Source organism: Nocardia sp. NBC_01730 (genome assembly GCF_035920445.1).
Lineage (GTDB): Bacteria > Actinomycetota > Actinomycetes > Mycobacteriales > Mycobacteriaceae > Nocardia.
In genome coordinates this window covers 8498483-8519787 of record NZ_CP109162.1, presented here as the reverse complement: position 1 = coordinate 8519787, position 21305 = coordinate 8498483, and the positions used below count along the sequence as shown (strand labels likewise).

The window sequence follows — 21305 nt, the reverse complement described above, 5'->3', positions numbered from 1 at the left end:
AATCGCGTTGTCGCCGAAGGTCTCCCGGCGCTGGTTCATCGTGACGTGAGGTCCGTGCCGACCAGCGTGCCGCTGATCTTCAGCAGTTCGTCGTTCTCGGCGGCGAGGCCGATGGTGGTCCTCAGGTAGCCGGGAATGCCGACGTCGCGGATCAGCACGCCGTGGTCCAGATACCGCTGCCAGGTGCGCGACGCGTCGGTGAAGCGGCCGAACAACAAGAAGTTGGCGTCGCTGGGGATCACGTCGAATCCCATGTCCCGCAATGCCCCCGCGACCCGGTCGCGCTGCGCGGCCAGTTCGGTGACACTTCCGAGGGTTTCGTCGGCATGCCGCAGCGCCGCGCGCGCGGCGGCCTGGGTGACCACAGACAGGTGGTAGGGCAGCCGCACCAGCAGCATCGCGTCGATTACCGCGGGCGCGGCGACCAGATAGCCGAGGCGCCCGCCGGCGAACGCGAAGGCCTTGCTCATCGTCCTGGTCACCACGAGCTTGGCCGGGAACTGATCGATCAGCCCGATGGCGCTGGGCTGCGCGGAGAACTCGCCGTAGGCCTCGTCGACCACCACCATGCCCGGGGCGGCCGAAAGGATACGGGCCAGGTCGTCCTGCGGAATGCTGTGCCCGGTCGGGTTGTTCGGGCTGGTCACGAACACCACGTCGGGGGCGCGGTCGGCGATGTCGACCAGCGCGCGGTCGATGTCGAGGGAGAAGTCGTCATTGCGCTTCGCCTCGACCCACTCGGTGTCGATACCCTCGGCGATGATCGGGTGCATCGAGTACGAGGGCACGAAACCCAGTGCGCTGCGGCCCGGTCCGCCGAACGCCTGCAGCAGCTGCTGCAGGATCTCGTTGGAGCCGTTGGCCGCCCAGACGTTGCCGGTGTCCACCGCGACACCGATCTGCCTGGTCAGGTACTCGGCCAGGTCGGTGCGCAGGGCCACCGCGTCCCGATCGGGGTAGCGGTGCAGATCGGCGGCGGCGGCCCGGATCGATTCGGCGACGTCGTCGATCAACGCCCGGCTCGGCGGGTGCGGGTTCTCATTCGTGTTGAGCTGCACGGGCACCGTCAATTGCGGTGCGCCGTAGGGCTTCTTCCCGCGCAGATTCTCCCGCAGCGGCAGATCGTCCAGGCTCACGGTCGCACCGGGCGCGTGCACCGAGCCGGTCACGACAGCGCCTCGAAACGCGCCTGCACGGCCTGGCCGTGCGCGGGCAGGTCCTCGGCATTCGCCAGCGCCACCACGTGGCCGGCGACATCCTTCAGCGCGGCCTCGGTGTACTCCACCACGTGGATGCCGCGCAGGAAAGTCTGCACGCTCAGGCCCGAGGAGTGCCGCGCGCAGCCGGCCGTGGGCAGGACGTGGTTGGAGCCCGCGCAATAGTCGCCAAGGCTCACCGGCGCGTACGCACCGACGAACACCGCTCCGGCACTGCGGACCCTGGCCGCCACCGCGGGCGCGTCGGCGGTCTGGATCTCCAGGTGCTCAGCGGCGTAGGCGTTCACCACGCGCAGGCCCTGCTCGATGTCGTCGACGAGGACGGTGCCGGACTGCTTGCCGCGCAACGCCTCGCTCACCCGGTGCGCGTGCTTGACCACGACCAGCTGCGCGGTCAGCGCCGCGTCCACCGCGTCGGCCAGCCGCGCGCTGTCGGTGACGAGCACGCTGGCGGCCAGCACGTCGTGCTCGGCCTGGCTGATCAGGTCGGCGGCGACGTGCACCGGATCGGCGGTCGCGTCAGCGAGGATCGCGATCTCGGTGGGGCCCGCCTCGGCGTCGATACCGACCAGGCCACGGCACAACCGCTTGGCCGCGGTGACGAAGATGTTGCCGGGCCCGGTGATCAGGTCGACCGGCTCCAGCGCGGCGCCGTTGGTGTCGACACCGCCGTAGGACAGCAGCGCGACGCCTTGGGCTCCGCCGACCGCCCACACCTCGTCGACGCCGAGCAGCCGCGCTGCGGCGAGGATGGTGGGGTGCGGCAGCCCGCCGAACTGCGCTTGCGGCGGCGAGGCCACCACAAGCGAGCCGACGCCCGCGGTCTGCGCGGGCACCACGTTCATCACGACGCTGGACGGGTAGACGGCGTTGCCGCCGGGCACGTACAGACCGACCCGCTCGACGGGCACCCAGCGTTCGGTGACGGTGCCGCCCGGCACCACTTCGGTGGTCTTGTCGCGGCGCCGCTGATCCGCGTGCACCTTGCGCGCCCTCGCGATGGATTCCTCCAGCGCCGCGTGTACCGCCGGGTCGAGCCGATCCAGCGCGGCTTCCAACTCGGCGGCGGGCACCCGCACCGTCGCCGGGATCACGCCGTCGAAGCGCTCGCCGAGCTCCAACGCGGCCGACACTCCCCGATCCCGGACCGCCTCGACCATCGGCCGAACCTGATGCAGCACCGAGTCCACGTCGACTCCCCCGCGCGGCAGCGCGGCGCGCAGCTCGGCAACGGAGGGAGTGCGACCGCGCAGATCGACGCGGGCGAGCTCGATGCGGGTTGTCATGTGGGTTCGATCCTTGTCTCCAGAAGATCCGCAACAGGAAAGTTGCAGCTACCAGCCTAATGGTCCGGCGCCAGCCGTTATCGGTGTGGTCGGCGCGGTCGGCCTGCTTCGAAGCCGTGTTCCCAGGTCGGCCGCGCCGGCGGGCTTCTCAGGGGGCCGCGAAGTGTGGTGGCGCTCTCTCCCAACGAACACGACAGCATCGAAAGGCGCTGATCGACAGGACAGCGAAGTACGGCGACCAGAGCGGGTGGGCCTCCACCGCGAGCACGCGCCGGAAGCCGCGGTGGCCGACCGAACAGCCACGCGCCGAGACGACCGGCGGCTAGCGGGTGTCGCTATCGATGAGCAGACGTCCCGCAGAGCTGACCACCCGCAGCGTCAAACTCTTGGTCTGGCCTTCGATGGTGAGGCTGGCCAGTCGCATGTCGACCGACCCGTCAGCGTTGTTCGTCCTATTGGCCGCCTCGATGGTGGCGAAGTTGTCGATGGTCCGCGAGCCCCAGTACTGACGGAAACTCTGCTCACTGCCGTACACCTTCTGCGCGGCCGGTGTCAGTAGTGACCAGGAAGCACTCGTGTCGCTGTAGAACTGCTCTATCAGGCTACCGGCCGCCCCGATATCGACCCGCTCCCCAGAGTTGGCTGTCCGACCCGGCTCGGTCGGAACGGTCGAGGACCTACCGGTATTCGGCGTAGCACTCACCGACAGCGAGCTCGCCTGCGCGCTCGGCGAATCGGAGCCGGAATCGCTGAACGCGCTGATCAGCAGTGCCGAGACGGCGGCAACTGCGCCGACAAGCGCACCGATCAGCACCGCGCGCCGTTTGCCGCCCGAACGCTGCGAGGGGCTCGGACGCGGATGAGCCATGGTGCGCGGATGAGCCGCGGTGTCCAGCTGCGCGGCGGCACGCGACGGCGAGGGTTGCGGACGCTGATGGCGCTCGGTCGGCGTGTACGGCGCCGACGGCATCGCCGATGGACGCAGCGCGCGGGTCCGCGATTCGGGCTCGCCCGCCCTCGGACGCGCGAAAGCCTCACTGGCCGGGACGAATCCGGCGGCCACCGGCGCGGGACCGGAGTCGGCCAACGCGGCGAGTTGCTCGCGCGCCGCGCGCATCGTCGGACGTTCGGCGGGCTCGGGACTGAGCAGGTCGAGGAGGAAATCGGTAGCGGGACCCGCGTTTCGCGGCTGGCTGACCTGACCGTTGGCGGCCGCGTACAGCACCGCGAGCGGATTGGCACTCGCGCCGTAGGGCGGTTCGGCCTCCAGCGCGTGGAACAGCGTGGCGCCCAAGGCGAAAACGTCCGACGCGGGCGTGGGATCGGCACCGCGGGCCATCTCCGGCGCGAGATAGGCGGCAGTGCCGCAGATCAGGCCGGTTTCGGTGAGCGTGACATCGCCGGTCGCGCGGGAGATGCCGAAGTCGGTGATCTTCACCGTGCCGTGGTCGTCGAGCAGGATATTGCCCGGCTTGACGTCGCGATGCACGATACCCGCCTGGTGCGCGGCGATCAGCGCCGAGGCGACCTGTTCGCCGATCCGCGCGACCTGGGTCAGCGGCAGCGTGCCCTGCGCGGCGATCACCGCGGCGAGGCTACTGGACTTCAGGTACTCCATCACCAGGCAGGGGTCGCCCTCGTGCTCGGTGATATCGAACACGACGATCGCGTTCGGATGCTGGAAGCGGGCGGCGTTGCGTGCCTCCCGGATCGCGCGCTGGCGCACCACGTCCCGCTCGGCCTCGGGCAGGCTTGGTTGGATGTGGATCTGCTTGACGGCCACGGAGCGCTGGAGGCGTTCGTCGACGGCACGCCAAACTACGCCTGTGCCGCCGCTACCAATCCGCTCGACCAGGCGGTAGTGCTCCGCGATCAACTGACCGGTATCGATGGCGCCTACTCCGAACCTTCTCGAAATCGTGACATCCCGCATATTGATTAAGCACGCGGGTCGGGGACGAGTGTAGCCTGCGCCGGAACTTCGGCACGCGCCAGCCGGGGCTTGTTCTCCGCCCAAAACGCCCCGAACGGACTAACGCGGCGTCCGCAACATCCGGCCCGCCGCGTCTACCGCGGGACCCGAACTGCCCGCGTCGCTGACGAACACGGCAAACGCCAAGTCACCGTCGATACCGACGAACCAGCCGTGCGCGTGGGTGTCCTCGATGTACTCCGCGGTGCCGGTCTTGCCGAGCAGACCGGGAATGTCGCGCAGCCGCGTCGCGGTGCCGTCGGTGATCGTCTCGCGCATCATGGATTTCAGCTGGTCAGCGATGGCCTGCGGGAGCGCGGCCGGAGCCTGGTCCTTGGTTCCCCGCTGTCCTTGGACCAGCGCGGGCACAGGTACCGCGCCGTGCGCGATGGACGCGGCGACCAGCGCCATCCCGAACGGAGACGCTGTCACCTGCCCCTGACCGATCGCGGATTCCACCCGCAGTGCGGACGTATCGGCGGGCGGCACCTTCCCGGTGACGGTGGTGAGGCCCGGTGTGACGAAGTCGATCCCAAGCCCGAGCTGTGCGGCGGCTTTCGTCAGCGCGTCGGCGGGAAGTCGCACCCCGAGCACGCCCATCGTGGTGTTGCATGAGCGGGCGAACGCAGTGTGCAGCGGAACCTCGCCCAGGTCGAAATTATTGTCGTTGGGAATACGACGGCCCTCGATGTTCGCGGTGCCCGGACACGGCAGGACTGTGTCGGGAGTCACTGTGCCCGCCTGCAGCGCGGCGGAGACAGTGACTGTCTTGAACGTCGAACCCGGTGGGTATAGGCCGGTCAGCGCGATCGGCCCCTGGGTGTCGGCGGCGCCGTTCTGCGCGACCGCGACCACGTCGCCGGTGGACGGTCGCAGGGCGACGATCGCGGCGGGCTGGGTAATCGGCGCGAGCGCCGCCTCCGCCGCGCGCTGCAGGCCGATGTCCAGGGTGGTCGCGATGTCGGCGGTCGGCGTCGGATCGGTACCGGCGACCCGCTGAGTGCCCTGCGGAGTCTGGGCCCGCACCGCCCAACCCGCATTCGCGTCCGCAGACTTCTGCCACAGCTCGGTGAGCCCGGACATGGTCGGGGCGGCAAGCGCCTTGTCGTTGGTCAGCACCCGGGCCTGCGGCGCGAGGGTGACGCCAGGCACCGCGGCGAGCAGGTCCTGGATCGGGGCGATGTCGGTGCCGCGCAGCGCGATCGCGGTGATCGGCTTACCTTGCGCCGCGGCCAGATCCGATTGCAGCGACTGCGCCGTGATGCCAGGGGCGAATGGACCGAGTAGATCCGCCAGCGCGGGAAGGTCGGTGCCGGGGGCGACGTTCACCAGCGTGACGACCTGCTCGGTCATCAATTCGCCCCCGGCGGAGTCGAGGATGCGGGCCGGTGCCGGAGAGACCACGCTGTAACTCAACGGCCCCGCGGCCAGCCCAGGGGCGATGGTGGCGGGATCCCACTTCACCTTCCACCCCTCTCCGGTGTCCCTCGCGGTCCCGTTGGTGGTGTAGGTCCACTCGGACTTGCCGTCCTTGCTCAGCTTCCAGGTCGCGGCCAGCGAGAAATTGTTCTCGTCGGCCGAGCGGACCTCGAAACGCACGTCCTTGCCGAGCCCGTCGTAGAGCTTGCCGAGCGTGTCGGCCGCGGTGACCGGATTGTCGGTGAGGGCGGCCGCCGCGGCGACGTCGTCGCGGTTCAGCGCGTCGGCGAGCTGCCCGGCCACGGTGTCGGGCTGTTCGGGTCCGGACGAACAGGCGGCGAGCACGAGTGCTGGTGCGACGAACAGGACGAGATACTTCCGTTGGGTACGCACCCCGACGACACTATCGGCCCGACGCGACAGGCCGGGGCAAGTCGCGCCGCCGGACCGCGTCCGAGCCGTCGAGGGGCCCGAACGCTCAGCGCCTCAGGCGCTGCACAAACAAACACAGCGCGGCGGCATCGGCCTCGGTGAGGTCGATGTCGAATACTTCGGTGAGGATTTCGGGGAGGTCGGCCGGGTCCAGTTCACGCACATCGCTCGTGCCGTCCGGACGCTCCGTGGTCAGGGCGGTGCCGTCCAGCACGTGGTGCACGTCCGGGAGGAAGCGCTGCACGTACGGCCGCATGGTGAATGGTGAACGCGGCGAGGTGGACATGAAGTGGTTGCCGACGGCGTAGTCGATGCGATATTGCGGGTTCGAGGTGAAGGTGTGGCGGTCGATCCAGCCCTCCCTACCGAACTGGTGCAGCACCCACAGGTCCGACACCAGCTCGCCGACCGTGCGCTCCAACCGGAACTTCCACGCACCCGCCGCGAATTTTCCTGTCCGCGTGGACAATTCGAATGGCTCGAGCGGGCCGGAACCGAACCCCACGTCGCACAGCCAGACCCGGTCGTCCTCGGCGGTCGTCACGCGCAGCAGGGCATGCGTAGCGGGACGAAGCCCCGCGCCCGCGCCCATGCTCACCCGGCCGCTGAGGCCGGTGACGCCGAAACCGAGCCGTTCCAGCGCCGCCGCGAACAGCCCGACGTTCTCGTAGCAGTAGCCGCCGCGGCGGCGACGGACCATCTTGTCCTGCAAGGCCGCCAAGTCCAGCTCGATCGACCGGTCGAGAATGATCTCCAGGTTCTCGAACGGGATCGAGGTGGTGTGCGCACGCACCAGCGCGCGCAGCGTAGCGACGGTGGGCGCGTACTCGCCGTCGAACCCGATCCGTTCCAGGTAGGCGTCCAAGTCCAGGTCGGCGCCGTTCCAGTGGTATGCCGGGTCTGTCGGCTTGCTCATCGCGTCCTCACTTCGTTGCCGGTGTCCCCTGGATCAACCGTGCCGCGACGCGCTCGTGTTCCCCGCTCGTCCGCTCAGGCGGCGCATTTGGCGTCGGGCGGGGCAGGTGGGGCGGTCAGCACGCCGCCTGCGACGTCCACCACGTAGTCGCGGTCCGAATCCTCGACCGGTTCGGTGCCGACCAGCAGGCGCTCGACGACGCAGCCGCCCTCGAAGAAGGCCGGGCCGATGCTGTGGTTGCCGGGGACCACCTGTCCGTTCAGACCGCGGCCGGTGACGATGGTGTATGTCGAGGTCGGCTTGCCCGCCGCGAGCAGCCCGGCACGCATCTCCAAGGTGGTGGCATACGGCACCACCCGGTCGCCGGTGCCGTGGACCAGGAAGGCGCGGCGCACGTCGATCCGGTTCGCCAGCAGCACCGGGGAACGTTCGGCGTAGGCCTGCGGGCAGGCCGCAGGGGTGCACCCGCCCGCGTCCCTTTCGATCTGCGCAGGCAGAGCGGGGTCGACCGTCACCGCGCCCAGCCACATTGTGAAATCGTCCGCGGGACCGTAGTTGTCGACCCAGTAGTCGAACAGTCCGCGCGGGCCGTGCGCCGCCGCGAGCCCGCTGGTGATACCGCCCTGGCTCCAGCCCCACAGCACGGTGCGCGCGATGGAACGATGCGCGTTCTTATACCACCGGGTCGCGGCGACGATGTCGTGCCAACCCGCCCAGAGGTTCCATTCTCCGGCGCGCCAGACGCTGGTGGCCGAGCGCAGGTCCATGGACAGGATCGGAGTTCCGGTCCGCCGGGAGATCGAGGTGAGGTAGTCGGCGAAGTCCGCGGACGACCCGTCGTGTCCGTGCACGGCGACCACGAGCCCCTGTGGTGTCAGGTCGCCCTCCGCGCACCGGTACGGCTCGTAGACCCGGCCGGTCGCGTCCTCACCGTCGACGTTGAGCGTCACCGGCCGCACGGCCACCCCGACAGCGCACTCCGGCTCCGCTGAAACAGGCGGTGCGGCAACACTTGTCGTCACGACCAGGCTCGCGAGCATCCAGCACGCCGCCAGCACCGGATATCCGCGCCTCATGCTCGAATGATGTCATGGGTCGCGGGCGCTCACGCAGCGGGCTTCGGGCTCTGCGCCACCACGACGAACGCTAGGATTCGCCTATGCGTTCGATTGATGCTGCCGAGCGTCGCGCTCGGCTGGCGGTACGGCACCGGTTGGCGACGACGGAGCGGTCCAACCGGGTCGCCGAGATCGCCCGCTCGCTGGTGGCCCTGCACGCGACCGATCCGGCTACCGTATTTCTCTCGGTCGCGGCCCGCGGCGGCGACCTCGAACCGGCAGCTGTCGAGCGGGCGCTCTACGAGGACCGAACACTGCTGCGCATGCTGGCCATGCGCCGCACCATGTTCGTGGCGCCAGTGGACCTCGTTCCGATCCTGCAGGCATCGTGCGCGGATGCGTTGGCGCACAAGCAGCGTCGCACCTACGGCAAATACCTGGAACAGGCCGGCATCGGCGACGGCGACGCCAGGGGCTGGCTCGCCGAGGTCGAGGCCGAGACACACAAGGCACTGCTGGCCAGGGGTGCGGCGACCGGCGTGCAGCTGAGCAAAGACGTCCCGCGCCTGCGCACGCAGGTGAATACCGCGCCAGACAAGGCTTATTCGAAGCCGACGAACATCACCACCTGGGTGCTGGTGACGCTGGGCTGCGAGGGCCGCATCGTCCGAGGCAGGCCGAACGGCAGCTGGGCCAGCAGCCAATACACCTGGGCACCAGTCGAATCGTGGCTGCCCGACGGCGTCGCGGCGGTCGCCGTGGCGGACGCCCGCGTCGAGCTGGTCCGCCGCTGGTTGCGGGCGTTCGGCCCCGCACCGGTGGCCGATATCAAGTGGTGGACCGGCTGGACTCTCGGCGAGGTGCGCACGGCCATCGGGACTCTCGACCTGGTAGAGGTCGATCTGGACGGCACCACCGGCGTGCTGCTCGCCGACGACCTGGACCCCGTCGCGGCGCCCGAACCCTGGGCGGCGCTGCTGCCCGCCCTCGATCCGACACCGATGGGCTGGCAGTCACGGGGCTGGTTTCTCGGACCGCATGCGCCGAGCCTGTTCGATCGCAACGGCAATATCGGCCCCACTCTCTGGTGGGACGGGCGGATCGTCGGTGGTTGGGCGCAGCGCAAGGATGGCGAAATCGTCTACCGCCTGCTGGAAGACGTGGGGACCGACGCCGAGGCGCTGATCGCCGCGGAAGCGCAGCGGACCACCGCGTGGTTCGGCGACATCCGTGCCGTTCCGCGGTTCCGGACACCACTGGAACGCGAACTGACCGCCTGAACACGGGGACGGTTCCGTACAGAGCCGCATGGGTTTCACGGCCTACGGTCCGGAGCCGTTGTGCCGGACCTGCGCCACCGCGGCGCCCGGGTTCACCAGCGCACGATGGTGCGCGACGTCTGACCTCGTCCCCGTAACCCACTGAACCGCTAGCCGGATCGGTGTGCGGCACACCCTTATCCGGCGGCTGGGCGTCGTCGGCGCAGCGTCCGGTCGTAGTCCTCGAACCGGGCCTTTGCGATGGCGGACCGGTCCAGGGTACGCAGGACGATCCCCTCGGGGCGGCCTGCCGCGCCGTCGTCGAGCGCGGATCGGGTCACAGGAAGGTGAGCGGCGAGGAACTCCCGGGTCGTGTCGATCTCCCGGGGTAGGTCGGCGCAGTCCAGGGTGAACAACCGGGGCGTGAGCTCGACACCGCCGCGCACTGCGGCCGCGGCCAGCTCAGTCTCGGCGAGAAACGGTTGCCCACCCGACTCGCGCCAGGCCGAGATCTCCGGCACCGGCATGGCCGACACCGCCTCGTAGTCTCGCAGCACCATCATGTCGAACAGGCGGTAGCCGACGGCTCGGTCGCCGGTGTACTGCTTGCTTGCCGCCGTGATCTTCCCGCCGTAAACCTCCAGATAGAACACCCGGACGACGCCGTCGACCGGCGTCAGCGTGTTGGCGAACTCCCGCAACGCCGCCACGATGCCCTGGGCCGGGTTTCCGATCAGATCGCCCTTGGCACACAACAGCTCCTCACGGCTGCCCAACAACCAGGAGCCGTCGGGCAGGCTGATCACCCGCGCGTTGGTACCGTCGACCTTCTCGGTCCCGATGACCGGGCCCTGGAACTCGGTGACGGCATCGGTCAGCGACCCGCGATCACCGAGCTGGTGGTAGGTGGGGATGGACGGATACTTCGTCGCACTGTTGATCGCCTCGAGGTCGGCTGAACGCAGATCAAAACTCACCGGTGCATCGTGCGCGCCGACGCCGACATTTGTCCATCCGATTTTCCTGCGGCCGGACACATCTCGCGACTCTCAGAACTGCCGCCGAGGCACCGCCGCGGCTGCGATCCCTACGCTGTTTCACTGTCAGTCGTAGGACGCTACGCCGACGGGACCGACCCCGACACATAGGTCGAGTCCTGTTGTGCGGGAACTGATCCGAAGCGCAGACCCGTCGCCAACTATCCGGACGAATACCGTATTCAGACCTTTTCGGACCGGAGCCGCGACGGTGGCGCCGTGTTCGAAGGCAACGGTGATCTGACCATCCTGGTTCGCGAGGTAGTTGAGTTGTGCCGTCCATTCATGCTCGAGCATCGGGCCGTCGAGGGGTAGGTGGACCGGCTCGGCACCGCGGATTCGATAGCCACAGTCAGGCTCTGGTCCGGGGCGGATACTTCGGTTCCACCAGACCGTCGCATCGACGATCTCGCCGGTGTCGGTGATCATCCGCAGGCGTGGCGTCGAGTCGGCGAATGTGCCTGGAGCTGCGAGGGGTGCCAGCACCCGACTGGTCAGATTCTGCGGATACGCCAGCGGGTTCAGGACATTCCACGGCACTTCCTGCTCGAGCAGGGGTGCGCCATCCCAACCCGCCAGCGCCGACTTCACGTTCGTGATATAGGTCCTGGTCGGGCCGGCGCGCCACGATCGCGTGAAAGTGTAGGTGGACACCAGGCTGCTCACGAGGAACACCACCATCAGCGCGACCACCGCGCCCGGGCCAGAAAGCACCGTGTGTGTCCGACCACACCGCGACCGCGGACGGGCACGCAACAGCAGCGCACCCGCCGCGGTCAGCACCACCCCGATGTCGGCAAAGTAGCGTAGGGACTGCGTCAGCTCTGCCGCGGTATTCGGTCCACTTCGGACCAGCGCCACCGGCAGCAGGGCCACCAGAATATAGGCCGACACCGTCAGCCAGACCGGCAGCACCCGGAGCCTGCAGCGCACCGACAGCGCCACCAGAGCACCCAGCACAACCCAGACCGACACCACTGCCCAACTCGGCGCGACCGCCCACGGAGTCGACGGTAGCCACCGTTCCCACATCCATGGACCGCCGAGCACCGTAGGCACGGCGCCCAGCGATGTCGCCCCGGGCAGCAAGTTCCGCACTTCTCCCGGACTGCTGTGCACGGTGGAAACGTCCACCACCGTGAGATATCCGATCAACCAGCAAGCGAGCACCGAGCCGGACCCGATCCACAGCGCCGCACCCCGTCGTGCCACCACCCGAATCGCTGCCCCGCGACCGTCGACGTATCGAGCGAGTGCGGCAACTGCGAACGCGACGAACGGGACGATCACCGACTTCTCGAAGAACAGCAGCGCCACCACCAGCACCGCGATCCCCGATAGGGCGTACCGATGCCGACCACTGCCGACCAGCAGCACCGCGTCGCCGATCACCCAGGCGAGGGCGAATTGCAACGGCAGCGCGTTCAGGGCAGCCGCCCACCACGCGAACGCCGGAAGCGTCAATGGGCAGAACAGGTAGAAGACCAGCGGAACCAAGATCGTCCACCGCGCACCCACCAGCACGATCAGCATGCGCACTATGGCCACCGATGCCCCGAGCTGCAGTACCAGCAGCGACACCACCGGTCCGGTCCACGCCAGCGGCGCCACCGCGGTCACCACCCACGCCGTGGCGAATGCCAATGGCATGAAATGCCCGTCATGGTTGTACAGCAGCAGATCCGTGGACCACAGCGGGTACCTGGCCGCCCGGCCGACCAGGATGAGATCGTCCCAATAGAAGTAGCCGCTGTCGGCGACCCACCATCGGATCGCCAGCTGCAGCATGATGAGACACCCGGCCGCGAGGACCACCGGCCGCGCATTCCGTATCGTCGGCGGAAGCCGGAGCTTCCCCGACGACGATGCCGGCGCCGGGATACACGTTTGCCCCGGTAGGGCGGCCGCGGCGGTGTCCATGACATCCCACCGTAGCGCCGATCGGGTATGGGACGTGTCCACAATCGAACCACGGCGTTTGCCTCCGGGATCGGCACAACCTCGATAATCGGCACGATCCACATCGGGATGCGGTCCGCTCGGCGACGCACCCGGAACACAGTTCATGGGACACGCGCTGTCGGCGGCGAGGATGTAGTTCGAATAACGCTCGAGGTGGGTGCAGGCGCGGTCGTAGCGCATGATGGTTCGCGGGTCGGCGTGCCGCGCGGCGATCTGGACATCGCCAGATCGGACGGCGGCGTCGAGCATATTGCGACGAAGGTGCGCCGCGGCATCGGATTCCGGGTGACGGGTAGCGTAGCGGGACATGAATCGGCGTGGGGCTCGTGTCGTGACGAGCTATGTGTTGTTACTGCCGAGCCTGATCGGCGTCGGAGGGTTCCTGGTACTGCCGATTCTGCTCGTGGCCTGGCTCAGTGTGCACAGCTGGAACTTGCTGGGGCCCATGGAGTTCGTGGGGCTGCGGAACTGGCGCTCGGTGCTGGAGGATCGGACGTTCGGCCACGCCCTGCTGGTGACGCTGGCGTTGACAGCGATCGTGGTGCCGGTGCAGACCGTGCTGGGATTCGCGGTCGCGGCGCTGCTGGCGCGGCGGCGCGGTGCGACGGGCCTGCGGGTGATGTACGCGCTGCCGTGGATGTGCGCGCCGGTGGCGGTGGGTGTGGTGTGGCAATGGATGTTCGCGCCGACCGGGGGCGCGATCGACGCCGTGCTCGGCCACCGCGTCGAATGGCTGTCCGATCCGGCGCTGGCGCTGCCCGCGGTGTCCGCCGTGAGCGTCTGGGCGAACTTCGGGTACGTGGCGTTGTTCTTCGTGGCCGGGATCCGGGCGATACCGCGCGAAATCCTCGACGCGGGCGCGCTGGACGGCGCCACCGGCTGGCACCGGATCCGCTGGCTGATCCTGCCGCTGCTGCGGCCCACCATGTTCTTCGTCCTCGTCACCGGCGTGCTGACCGCATTCCAGACCTTCGACATGGTGTACGCGTTGACCAAAGGCGGACCGGGCGATCGCACGGATGTGGTTGCTATGCGGATGTTTTCCGAGGCGTTCGACGCGGCGCGGCCGGGCCGGGCCGCGGTGATGGCGATCGTGGTGTTCGCGCTGGTGTTCGCGATCACCGTCGTGCAGCACCGCTACTTCCGGAATCGAACCACCTATGAATTCTGATCGCCTGCGCTCGGCCGCGGCCTACGCGGTGCTGCTGGCCGGGGCATTGCTGACCGTGGCGCCGTTGTTGCTCAGCGCGCTGACCGCGGTCAAGACGCCCGACCAGTTCGCCACCGGATCGCCGCTGGCCCTGCCACATCCGGTGACCACGGACAATTTCCGGACCGTGCTCGACCACGGGCTCGGGCGAGCGGTGCTGGTGACCGCCCTGATGACGGCGTTCATCACCGGCGGTCAGCTGACCACGTCGGTGCTGGCGGCCTATGCGTTCGCGCGCACCGACTTCCCGGGCCGAGATGTCCTGTTCTGGGGCTATCTCGGCACCATGATGGTGCCACCCATGGTGACGCTGATCCCGCTGTATCTGATGTTCGCGAAACTGGGGTTGCTCAACACCTTCTGGGCGCTGGTGCTGCCGTATGTGTTCGGCTCGCCGTACGCGATCTTCCTGCTGCGCCAGTACTTTCGTGCGATTCCGCAGGAGCTGATCGGCGCGGCGCGGCTCGACGGCGCGAACACCCTCGACATCATCGTGCACGTGATGGTGCCGATGAGCCGACCGGTGCTGGCGACGCTGACGCTCATCACGATCGTTTCGCAATGGAACAACTTCATGTGGCCGTTGGTCGCGAGTAGCGGCCGCAGGTGGCAGGTGCTGACCGCGGCGACGGCGAATCTGCAGACGCAGTACAACGCGCAGTGGACCCTGGTGATGGCGGCGACGACTCTGGCCATCGCGCCGCTGGTGGTGCTGTTCGTGGTCTTTCAGCGGCAGGTGCTGCGCTCGATCGCGTGGACGGGGGGCAAATGAGGACATCGACCCGAGGGGTGCTCGCCGTCGCGCTCACCGCGGCGCTGCTCGTCGCGGCAGCCTTGTGGCTCGGCCGCGTCGATGACGGGTCCGGCCGCACCGTGGTGGGGCTGCGGATCTGGGACGAGAATTTCGTGCCCGTCTACCGTGCCTCGCTCGAGCGGTTCCAGCGCGCGAATCCGGACGTCGAGGTACGAATCACGGTGGTGCCGTGGTCGTCCTATCAGCAGAAGCTGCGCCTGGACGTGGCCGGTGGCACCGCCGACGACCTGTTCTGGACCAACTCGTACGAGGACTACGCCGACGCCGGACGGTTGATCGACGTCGGGTCCGCCCTCGGTCCCGACGCGGCACAGTCCTGGGACCCGTCGGCGGTCGCGCAGTACACCCGCAACGGAACCCTATGGGCTGTACCGCAATTCGTCGACGGCGGCACGGCGGTGTACTACAACCGCGAACTGCTCGCAGCCGCACACATCGATCCCGCCGAACTGAAGGCAGTGCGGTGGAGCCCGGGTGACGACGACACGTTCCGCCCGCTGCTGCGCCGACTGGCCGCGGTCGCGCCATGGGCCTACAACGCGGCCCACGACTTCCAGTCCATCGAGCTGCCGTATCTCGGCTCGGCCGGGGGACAATTCCAGGACGACCGCGATCGCTTCGTCTTCGACAGCCCGCAGGGGATCGCGGCGTTCGAATATCTGGTGCGGTTGATCAGCGACCGGCTCGCGCCCTCGCCGGCCGACACCAACACCAACCCCGATTTCGCCAAGAACGCCTTCCTGCAGCGCAAGCTGGCGCTGTTTCAGTCCGGGACGTTCACTCTCGCGCAGATCTCCCAGCAGGCTCGTTTCGGGTGGGGCGTGGTGCTGCTGCCGGAAGGGCCGGCAGGGCGGGTGAGCACGAATAATGCGGTCGGCGTCGCCGGAAACGCCGCAACTCGGCACCCGGATGCGGTGCGGCGGGTGCTCGCCTGGCTGGGCAGCGGCGAGGGCAATCGTTATCTGGCCCGCGACGGCGCCACCATTCCGGCGGTCGTCTCCGAGCAGCAGGGCTACCGCGACTATTGGGCCGGGAAGGGAGTCGATGTGTCCCCGTTCTTCGACGTGCTCCGCGGGCCGCGCATCTCTTCCGGCGGCGGCCCAGGATTTCCGGCCGCGCTGCGGGCCATCGACCCGATCTTCGCCGAGATGTATCCGGGGCGAATTCCGGTGCCCGAGGCCCTGTCCGGCGCCCGCGCCGCAGCCGAAGCCGCCGTCGCCCGACACTGAGCAGGATCTGCCGAAACGCACTGCACGATGCCGGCAACCCGCCTTCGGCCGATCACCGATTGGACCGCTATCGCTCGATCAACCCTTCGCCCCGACCGCGGGACGACGTGGGCCACGCTGCCGGCCAGGAATAGCCGCCGGTCCGGACGTCTGCCGCGGCACGGACAGGGTGGCGGCCGAATCGGCGCATGCGCCTACATGTCCAAGCCGAGGTCGAGCACCCGCACCGAGTGGGTGAGTGCGCCGACGGCGAGGTAGTCGACGCCGGTGCGGGCGTAGTCGGCGGCGACGTCAAGGCTCAGGCCGCCCGAGGACTCCAGTTTCGTTGTCGGCGCCGCGGCGTTGCGGCGCTGCACGGCTGCCTGTGTCTGCCAGAGCGGGAAGTTGTCCAGCAGGACGAGTTCCACGTTCTCGGCGAGCACGGCGTCGAGTTGTTCGAGGCTGTCGACCTCGACCTCGCAGGCGATGTCGGGAGCGACGGCGCGGACCGCGCGCAGTGCCTCGACCACCGATCCCGCGGCGACGACGTGGTTGTCCTTGATCAGCGCGGCATCACCGAGGCCCATGCGGTGGTTGACGCCGCCGCCGACCCGGACCGCGTACTTCTGCAGGGCGCGTAGTCCCGGCAGGGTCTTGCGGCTGTCGCGGATGCGGCACCCGGTGCCCGCGACCTCGTCGACCCAGGCGGCCGTCGCGCTCGCGATGCCGGACAGATGGCAGACGAGGTTGAGCATGGTGCGCTCTGCGGTGAGCAGGCCGCGGGTCGGCGCGACCACGGTCAGCACGGACTGCCCCGGCGTCACCCTGGTTCCGTCTCCGACACGGTCGGTGACCTCGTAGTCACCCACGCCGAGCACCTCGTCGAGCACGAGCAGCCCGACATCGAGCCCCGCCACAGTCCCCGATTGCCGCGACACCACCGACGCCTTCACGACCGCGTCGGCGGGCACGGTGGCCGCCGTGGTGACATCGGGGCCGTAGCGCAGATCCTCGTCCAGTGCCGAACGGATGATCCGCAGCAGCTCGTCACGATCCAAATCGGAATCCAGAGGCATCGAAGCACTCCTCTCTTTGCCGAACGGGATGGGTGGCATGCCACCGCGAAGTCCCGCTCGACGGCTGTGGTCAGGGGGTTGGTGTGGTGTGTTCGGGGGCACCGTCGGAGTTCAGGCGCATCGGGAGGCTGTACCGCAGGGCACGCACGGGTTCCGGATGGTCCGATCGGGTGTGGCAGCCACGGCTTTCGGTGCGGGCGACGGCGGCGAGCAGCAGGGTTCGCGCCGCGAGAGTGAGTGCGGCGTCCTCGATCCCGGCGATCGGATGTGCGGTGCCGGAGAGCGTTTCGCGCCGGATCACCACGTCGTCCAGCCGTTTGAGCGCTTCGTCGAGACCGGCGCCGTCACGGACGACCGAGGCGTGCGTGGTCATCGACTGCTGCACCGAGTCGCGGTCGGCGTACTCGGTCACGCGGGCGCCGACCTCGGTCACCGTGGCCCGCTCACCGAGCCGCTCGGCCGCGGCGGCCCCGGCGCGCTCGCCGACCACCAGGCCCTCGAGCAAGCTGTTGGAAGCCAACCGGTTCGCACCGTGCAGGCCGGTGCGCGCCACCTCCCCTGCCGCGTACAGACCGGGTACGCCGGTGCGGCCGTGGGTGTCGGTCACGAGGCCGCCGCACTGGTAGTGCGCGGCCGGCGCGACCGGGATCAGGTCCGTGCGCGGATCGATGCCCGCGGCCAGACACGAGGCGGTGATCGTCGGAAACCGTTGCGGGAAGCTGTCGATCGCGCGCGCGTCGAGATAGACATGGTCGGCGCCCAGTGCTCGCATCCGCCCGGCGATGGCGCGGGACACCACATCGCGTGGCGCGAGATCGCCGCGCGGATGCACGCCTGCGGTCACCGCGTTGCCCTCGGTGTCGACGAGCGTCGCGCCTTCGCCGCGCACCGCCTCGCTGATCAGCGGTCGACGCCCTGTTCCGCCCGGCGTGTACAGCACGGTCGGGTGGAACTGCACGAACTCGAGATCGGCCACACTCGCGCCGGCCCACAATCCGAGCGCGATGCCGTCGGCGGTGGCACCGGGCGGGTTGGTGCTCAGCGCGTAGAGTCGGCCGAGCCCACCGGTGGCCAGCAGCACAGCAGGCGCGTGAACTACGCCGAATCCCTGGTCGGACACCGCGACAACACCCTGCACACCGCCGGGCCCGGTGACGATCTCGGCGACCGCGCTGCCGAACAACACCGGCAGACCTGCCTCGTTCAGCGCCCGTTGCACCTCCGCGCCCGTGGCGTCGCCACCGGCGTGGATGATCCGTCGCGTGCTGTGCCCGCCCTCGCGGGTCCGCGAGATCTGGCCGTCGCGGCCCAGGTCGAAAACCGCGCCCAAGTCGGTCAGCGCCGTCACCGCGGCTCGACCGCCCTCGACGATGGAGCGCACAGCGTCCGCGTCACACAGCCCGGCGCCCGCCTCCACGGTGTCGTGCATGTGTGATTCCACCGAATCGCCATGCGGTGCGACAACGGCGATACCACCCTGTGCGTACTGCGTGGACGTGTCGGTGGGCCCGCCCTTGCTGAGCGTGAGCACCCGCAGGCCACGCAGTGACGCGGTCCGCGCCGCGGTCAGGCCTGCGACGCCGCCGCCGATCACGACCAGGTCGGCCTCGGCCTCCCAGCCGATCGAAACCCGGGTGGTCATCGGCCCGGGCCCGAGCTCATTCACCACCGCCCGAATTGCCGATCTCGATCATCCGCTGCACCGAGTTACGGCCGAGTGCGGCGGTCTCCGGATCGACGTGAACCTCGTCGCGGCCCTCGACCAGGCAGCGAAGCAGCGCCGCCGGGGTGATCATCTTCATGTACTTGCACGAGGCCCGGTCGTTCACGGCTTGGAAGTCGATGCCGGGGGCTGCCTTGCGCAGCTGGTGCAGCATGCCGACCTCGGTGGCCACCAGCACCTGGTTCGACTTCGCCGCCTTGGCCGCGTCGATCATGCCGCCGGTGGACAGGATGTGCACCCGATCGGCCGGGAAGGCGCCCTCGCCCGCGAGGTACAGCGCCGATGTCGCGCAACCGCATTCGGGATGCACAAACAACTCCGCGCCCGGGTGGGTGCGCGCCTGTTCGGTCAGCTCGTCGCCGTTGATACCCGCGTGCACGTGGCATTCACCCGCCCAGATGTGTATGTTCTCCCGGCCGGTGACGCGCTTGACGTGCGCGCCGAGGAATTGGTCCGGCAGGAACAGCACCTCGCGGTCGAGGTCGATCGAAGCGACCACGTCGACCGCGTTGGACGAGGTGCAGCAGATGTCGGTGAGCGCCTTCACCTCGGCCGTGGTGTTCACGTACGAGACCACCACCGCGTCCGGGTGCTCGGCCTTCCAGGCGCGCAGCTCGTCGGCGGTGATGGAGTCGGCGAGCGAGCACCCCGCCCGACGGTCCGGGATGAGGACCGTCTTGGCCGGGCTCAGGATCTTGGCGGTCTCGGCCATGAAGTGCACACCGCAGAACACGATCGTGTCCTCGGGCGCCTCCGCGGCGATCCGCGACAGCGCCAGCGAATCGCCGACGTGGTCGGCCACGTCCTGGATCTCCGGCAGCTGATAGTTGTGCGCGAGAATGGTCGCGTTGCGCTCCCTGGCCAGTCGCTTGACCTCCTGCGCCCATTCCGGCGTCGCCTCGACTCCGGTGAACCCGGCGGGCCCGTCGAATATCTGCCCCATCAGCGGGGGCGCAAGTTTCACACCCGTCGTCGCCATGGATGGCTCCCTTCCTCGTGCGGTCGGCATGACCACCGATTCGCACCAAACCAGGTTTTCGACTTATAATCGAAAACGTGCCCCATAGTAGCACCATCCACGAATCGCTCACCGCGGTGTTCCAGGTTCGCCGCTTCCCGGCAAATATCGCCGCAGGTCCGCGCCCTGCCGGGCGCGCGGAAAGCATGCCGCGACGATGCCCGCCCGACCAGAGGACCGAACTGGCGGTGTTGCTGTGGGAACGCGCACTCGACCCACAGAAGGACACCTGGTCGCTACCCGGCGGACGACTGCGCGACGACGAGGATCTCGACACCTCCGCGCGCCGTCAGCTCGCCGAGAAGGTCGACGTGCGCGAGCTGACCCATCTCGAACAGCTCTCGGTGTTCAGCGCCCCGGACCGGGTGCCGAGCCCCCGCCGCATCGCATCGGCCTACCTCGGCCTCGTGCCGCTGACCGCCGACCCGCAGCTGCCGTCGGACACCGCGTGGCATCCGGTCTCGGCGCTGCCGGCCATGTCCTTCGACCACTGGACGGTCGTCGACCACGCCCGCACCCGACTGGCCGCGAAGCTCTCGTACACCAATATCGCCTTCGCGTTGGCGCCGGACCGGTTCACTATGTCGACCTTGCGTGAAATCTATTGCGCCGCACTCGGATACGACGTCGACACCACAAACCTCCAGCGAGTTCTCTCCCGCCGAAAGGTGATCACCCCCACCGGCGCCACCACCGCTCCGGGCCGCGCCGGCGGCCGCCCCGCCGCGGTCTATCGTTTCTCCGACTCCGGCCTGCGTGTGACGGACGAGTTCGCGGCGCTGCGCCCACCCACCTGAGCGGGCCTTGTGCCCGCCCCGCCTACCGCTTCACCCACTCCGGCCTGCGCGCGACGGACGAATTCCCGGCGCCCACCTGAGCCGGCCTTCCCGCTCAGCAGTCGGTCGCTGCTTTGCGGTGCTTTCGCCCGCGCCGATACTGCCGTTTGCTCGGCACCGGCCGCGCGGCATTGCTGCGCCGCAACGCATCCCGGCGTCGCCACCCGGTCAGATCGGCCCGCTCACCGACCGTCGCAGAGGGCACATCCGCCGCCTGCGGTACGCGGTTCACCACTGGACCTCCCTTCGACGCGTTCTCCACTGATCCGCCGGATCACGGTACCGGCGAAATCCCCCCGCCACCATGTGTTTTCCGCAGCCGAGTGACGGCCTCCACGTGGCGGACCGCAGGCCTGGCGTCGCAGGCCTGGACAGCCGCCGTTCAGCTAAGTGTGTTCGAGGGCTTCGCCGATCTCGTGGGCGACGCGATTGTGCTGATTCTCCACCAACCAATGACCGCTCGCGAGGACCAGCGCGACGGGCCATTCGATGATCTCCGCCGCGGCCAGCGCACCGAGCGCACCGTAGTACGCCAACTGCTCGGGCCGAGGGAGACGGACCCGGCCGACCACCGGCAGGTCCACCGCGAAACCCTGCGCAGCCAGCACCCGATCGACGGCGTTTCGGTGCGTGGTAGGCAATTCTTCGGCCATTTGTTGCCTCCCGGTCATGGTGTGTTCGAGAGTTCGACGTCTGACGTCCGCACGGTGTCTTTCATGATGACAACTGGGGTAGGCGTCGGCTCGGATCCGTTGACGGGCGCGCTGACGCAGGTACTGACCGTGCCGTTGCGCGAGTTGTACGCGGTGCTGTGGCGCCTGGGGGTCATCGAGATCGTCGGCTGATCATCCGGTTGCCGACC

The 21305-nt window shown here is 68.8% G+C and carries 20 protein-coding genes; 7 read left to right on the top strand and 13 right to left on the bottom strand.

Annotation, left to right across the window (positions count from 1 at the left end):
- Nucleotides 1-35: 35 nt before the first annotated feature.
- The 3 genes from OHB12_RS35200 to OHB12_RS35190 all read right to left on the bottom strand — a co-directional run bounded on the left by OHB12_RS35200 (nt 36) and on the right by OHB12_RS35190 (nt 4346).
- Complete coding sequence (locus OHB12_RS35200) at nt 36-1169, bottom strand: histidinol-phosphate transaminase (RefSeq protein ID WP_327114688.1); 1134 nt, start codon at nt 1167-1169, stop codon at nt 36-38.
- Nucleotides 1166-2503 (bottom strand): histidinol dehydrogenase, encoded by a 1338-nt coding sequence (gene hisD / locus OHB12_RS35195; RefSeq protein ID WP_327114686.1) that lies wholly within the window; start codon nt 2501-2503, stop codon nt 1166-1168. The genes OHB12_RS35200 and hisD overlap by 4 nt, the downstream gene beginning before the upstream one ends.
- 322 nt (nt 2504-2825) lie before the next feature.
- On the bottom strand, nt 2826-4346 hold the full coding sequence (locus tag OHB12_RS35190) for a serine/threonine-protein kinase (protein ID WP_327121763.1): 1521 nt from the start codon (nt 4344-4346) through the stop codon (nt 2826-2828).
- Between OHB12_RS35190 and OHB12_RS35185 the strand changes: the two genes are divergently transcribed.
- The gene (locus OHB12_RS35185; RefSeq protein WP_327121810.1) at nt 4266-4445 is read left to right on the top strand and encodes a hypothetical protein; all 180 of its coding nucleotides are present in this window, start codon (nt 4266-4268) and stop codon (nt 4443-4445) included. The two genes, OHB12_RS35190 and OHB12_RS35185, sit on opposite strands and share 81 nt — an antisense overlap.
- 90 nt (nt 4446-4535) lie before the next feature.
- Here OHB12_RS35185 and OHB12_RS35180 read toward each other — a convergent pair whose 3' ends face one another.
- The 3 genes from OHB12_RS35180 to OHB12_RS35170 all read right to left on the bottom strand — a co-directional run bounded on the left by OHB12_RS35180 (nt 4536) and on the right by OHB12_RS35170 (nt 8318).
- Nucleotides 4536-6287: a penicillin-binding transpeptidase domain-containing protein gene (locus OHB12_RS35180; RefSeq protein WP_327114684.1), complete on the bottom strand. Its 1752-nt coding sequence runs from the start codon at nt 6285-6287 to the stop codon at nt 4536-4538.
- A gap of 85 nt (nt 6288-6372) precedes the next feature.
- Nucleotides 6373-7242, bottom strand: a complete 870-nt coding sequence (locus OHB12_RS35175) for an arylamine N-acetyltransferase family protein (RefSeq protein WP_327114682.1) — start codon at nt 7240-7242, stop codon at nt 6373-6375.
- 74 nt (nt 7243-7316) lie between these two features.
- On the bottom strand, nt 7317-8318 hold the full coding sequence (locus OHB12_RS35170; RefSeq protein WP_327114680.1) for an alpha/beta hydrolase family protein: 1002 nt from the start codon (nt 8316-8318) through the stop codon (nt 7317-7319).
- An 83-nt stretch (nt 8319-8401) separates the two neighbouring features.
- On the opposite strand from OHB12_RS35170, the gene OHB12_RS35165 reads away from it, so the two are divergent.
- Entirely contained in the window at nt 8402-9580 is a 1179-nt protein-coding gene (locus OHB12_RS35165) for a winged helix DNA-binding domain-containing protein (protein ID WP_327114677.1), read from the top strand.
- Nucleotides 9581-9756: 176 nt separating this feature from the next.
- Here the strand turns inward: OHB12_RS35165 and OHB12_RS35160 are convergent, their stop codons facing one another.
- A complete protein-coding gene (locus OHB12_RS35160) occupies nt 9757-10536 on the bottom strand; it encodes an RNA ligase family protein (RefSeq protein ID WP_327114675.1) in 780 nt (259 codons plus the stop codon).
- A 126-nt stretch (nt 10537-10662) separates the two neighbouring features.
- Complete coding sequence (locus tag OHB12_RS35155; RefSeq protein WP_327114673.1) at nt 10663-12384, bottom strand: hypothetical protein; 1722 nt, start codon at nt 12382-12384, stop codon at nt 10663-10665.
- Between the two features lie 481 nt (nt 12385-12865).
- Between OHB12_RS35155 and OHB12_RS35150 the strand changes: the two genes are divergently transcribed.
- From OHB12_RS35150 to OHB12_RS35140, 3 genes are read left to right on the top strand one after another with little or no spacing between them, the layout of a single operon-like run.
- The gene (locus OHB12_RS35150) at nt 12866-13729 is read left to right on the top strand and encodes a carbohydrate ABC transporter permease (RefSeq protein ID WP_327114671.1); all 864 of its coding nucleotides are present in this window, start codon (nt 12866-12868) and stop codon (nt 13727-13729) included.
- A complete protein-coding gene (locus tag OHB12_RS35145; protein WP_327114669.1) occupies nt 13719-14540 on the top strand; it encodes a carbohydrate ABC transporter permease in 822 nt (273 codons plus the stop codon). Before OHB12_RS35150 ends, OHB12_RS35145 begins: the two co-directional genes overlap by 11 nt.
- Nucleotides 14537-15811 (top strand): ABC transporter substrate-binding protein, encoded by a 1275-nt coding sequence (locus OHB12_RS35140; protein ID WP_327114667.1) that lies wholly within the window; start codon nt 14537-14539, stop codon nt 15809-15811. The genes OHB12_RS35145 and OHB12_RS35140 overlap by 4 nt, the downstream gene beginning before the upstream one ends.
- Nucleotides 15812-16005: 194 nt before the next feature.
- Here the strand turns inward: OHB12_RS35140 and nadC are convergent, their stop codons facing one another.
- From nadC to nadA, 3 genes are all read right to left on the bottom strand, one after another.
- Nucleotides 16006-16866, bottom strand: a complete 861-nt coding sequence (nadC, locus tag OHB12_RS35135; RefSeq protein WP_327114665.1) for a carboxylating nicotinate-nucleotide diphosphorylase — start codon at nt 16864-16866, stop codon at nt 16006-16008.
- Between the two features lie 70 nt (nt 16867-16936).
- On the bottom strand, nt 16937-18508 hold the full coding sequence (locus tag OHB12_RS35130; RefSeq protein WP_327121761.1) for an L-aspartate oxidase: 1572 nt from the start codon (nt 18506-18508) through the stop codon (nt 16937-16939).
- Between the two features lie 16 nt (nt 18509-18524).
- Entirely contained in the window at nt 18525-19598 is a 1074-nt protein-coding gene (gene nadA, locus OHB12_RS35125; RefSeq protein WP_442799914.1) for a quinolinate synthase NadA, read from the bottom strand.
- Nucleotides 19599-19645: 47 nt separating this feature from the next.
- Here nadA and OHB12_RS35120 point away from each other — a divergent pair, with 47 nt between their 5' ends.
- Nucleotides 19646-20404: an NUDIX hydrolase gene (locus OHB12_RS35120; protein WP_327114661.1), complete on the top strand. Its 759-nt coding sequence runs from the start codon at nt 19646-19648 to the stop codon at nt 20402-20404.
- Nucleotides 20405-20498: 94 nt separating this feature from the next.
- On the opposite strand, the gene OHB12_RS35115 is transcribed toward OHB12_RS35120, so the two are convergent.
- Nucleotides 20499-20678, bottom strand: coding sequence for a hypothetical protein (locus OHB12_RS35115; RefSeq protein WP_327114659.1), 180 nt, complete (start codon nt 20676-20678; stop codon nt 20499-20501).
- Between the two features lie 151 nt (nt 20679-20829).
- On the bottom strand, nt 20830-21096 hold the full coding sequence (locus tag OHB12_RS35110; protein WP_327114657.1) for a hypothetical protein: 267 nt from the start codon (nt 21094-21096) through the stop codon (nt 20830-20832).
- A 63-nt stretch (nt 21097-21159) separates the two neighbouring features.
- Here OHB12_RS35110 and OHB12_RS36570 point away from each other — a divergent pair, with 63 nt between their 5' ends.
- Complete coding sequence (locus OHB12_RS36570; RefSeq protein WP_442800167.1) at nt 21160-21288, top strand: Rv1535 domain-containing protein; 129 nt, start codon at nt 21160-21162, stop codon at nt 21286-21288.
- The last annotated feature ends 17 nt before the right edge of the window (nt 21289-21305 follow it).

Coding starts and splice junctions, on each gene's coding strand:
- OHB12_RS36570 (WP_442800167.1), top strand. CDS start 21,160: ATGATGACAACTGGGGTAGGCGTCGGCTCGGATCCGTTGACGGGCGCG.
- OHB12_RS35155 (WP_327114673.1), bottom strand. CDS start 12,384: ATGCTGCAGCTGGCGATCCGATGGTGGGTCGCCGACAGCGGCTACTTC.
- OHB12_RS35170 (WP_327114680.1), bottom strand. CDS start 8,318: ATGAGGCGCGGATATCCGGTGCTGGCGGCGTGCTGGATGCTCGCGAGC.
- nadA (WP_442799914.1), bottom strand. CDS start 19,598: ATGCCGACCGCACGAGGAAGGGAGCCATCCATGGCGACGACGGGTGTG.
- OHB12_RS35150 (WP_327114671.1), top strand. CDS start 12,866: ATGAATCGGCGTGGGGCTCGTGTCGTGACGAGCTATGTGTTGTTACTG.
- OHB12_RS35165 (WP_327114677.1), top strand. CDS start 8,402: ATGCGTTCGATTGATGCTGCCGAGCGTCGCGCTCGGCTGGCGGTACGG.
- OHB12_RS35145 (WP_327114669.1), top strand. CDS start 13,719: ATGAATTCTGATCGCCTGCGCTCGGCCGCGGCCTACGCGGTGCTGCTG.
- OHB12_RS35175 (WP_327114682.1), bottom strand. CDS start 7,242: ATGAGCAAGCCGACAGACCCGGCATACCACTGGAACGGCGCCGACCTG.
- OHB12_RS35130 (WP_327121761.1), bottom strand. CDS start 18,508: ATGACCACCCGGGTTTCGATCGGCTGGGAGGCCGAGGCCGACCTGGTC.
- nadC (WP_327114665.1), bottom strand. CDS start 16,866: ATGCCTCTGGATTCCGATTTGGATCGTGACGAGCTGCTGCGGATCATC.
- hisD (WP_327114686.1), bottom strand. CDS start 2,503: ATGACAACCCGCATCGAGCTCGCCCGCGTCGATCTGCGCGGTCGCACT.
- OHB12_RS35140 (WP_327114667.1), top strand. CDS start 14,537: ATGAGGACATCGACCCGAGGGGTGCTCGCCGTCGCGCTCACCGCGGCG.
- OHB12_RS35110 (WP_327114657.1), bottom strand. CDS start 21,096: ATGGCCGAAGAATTGCCTACCACGCACCGAAACGCCGTCGATCGGGTG.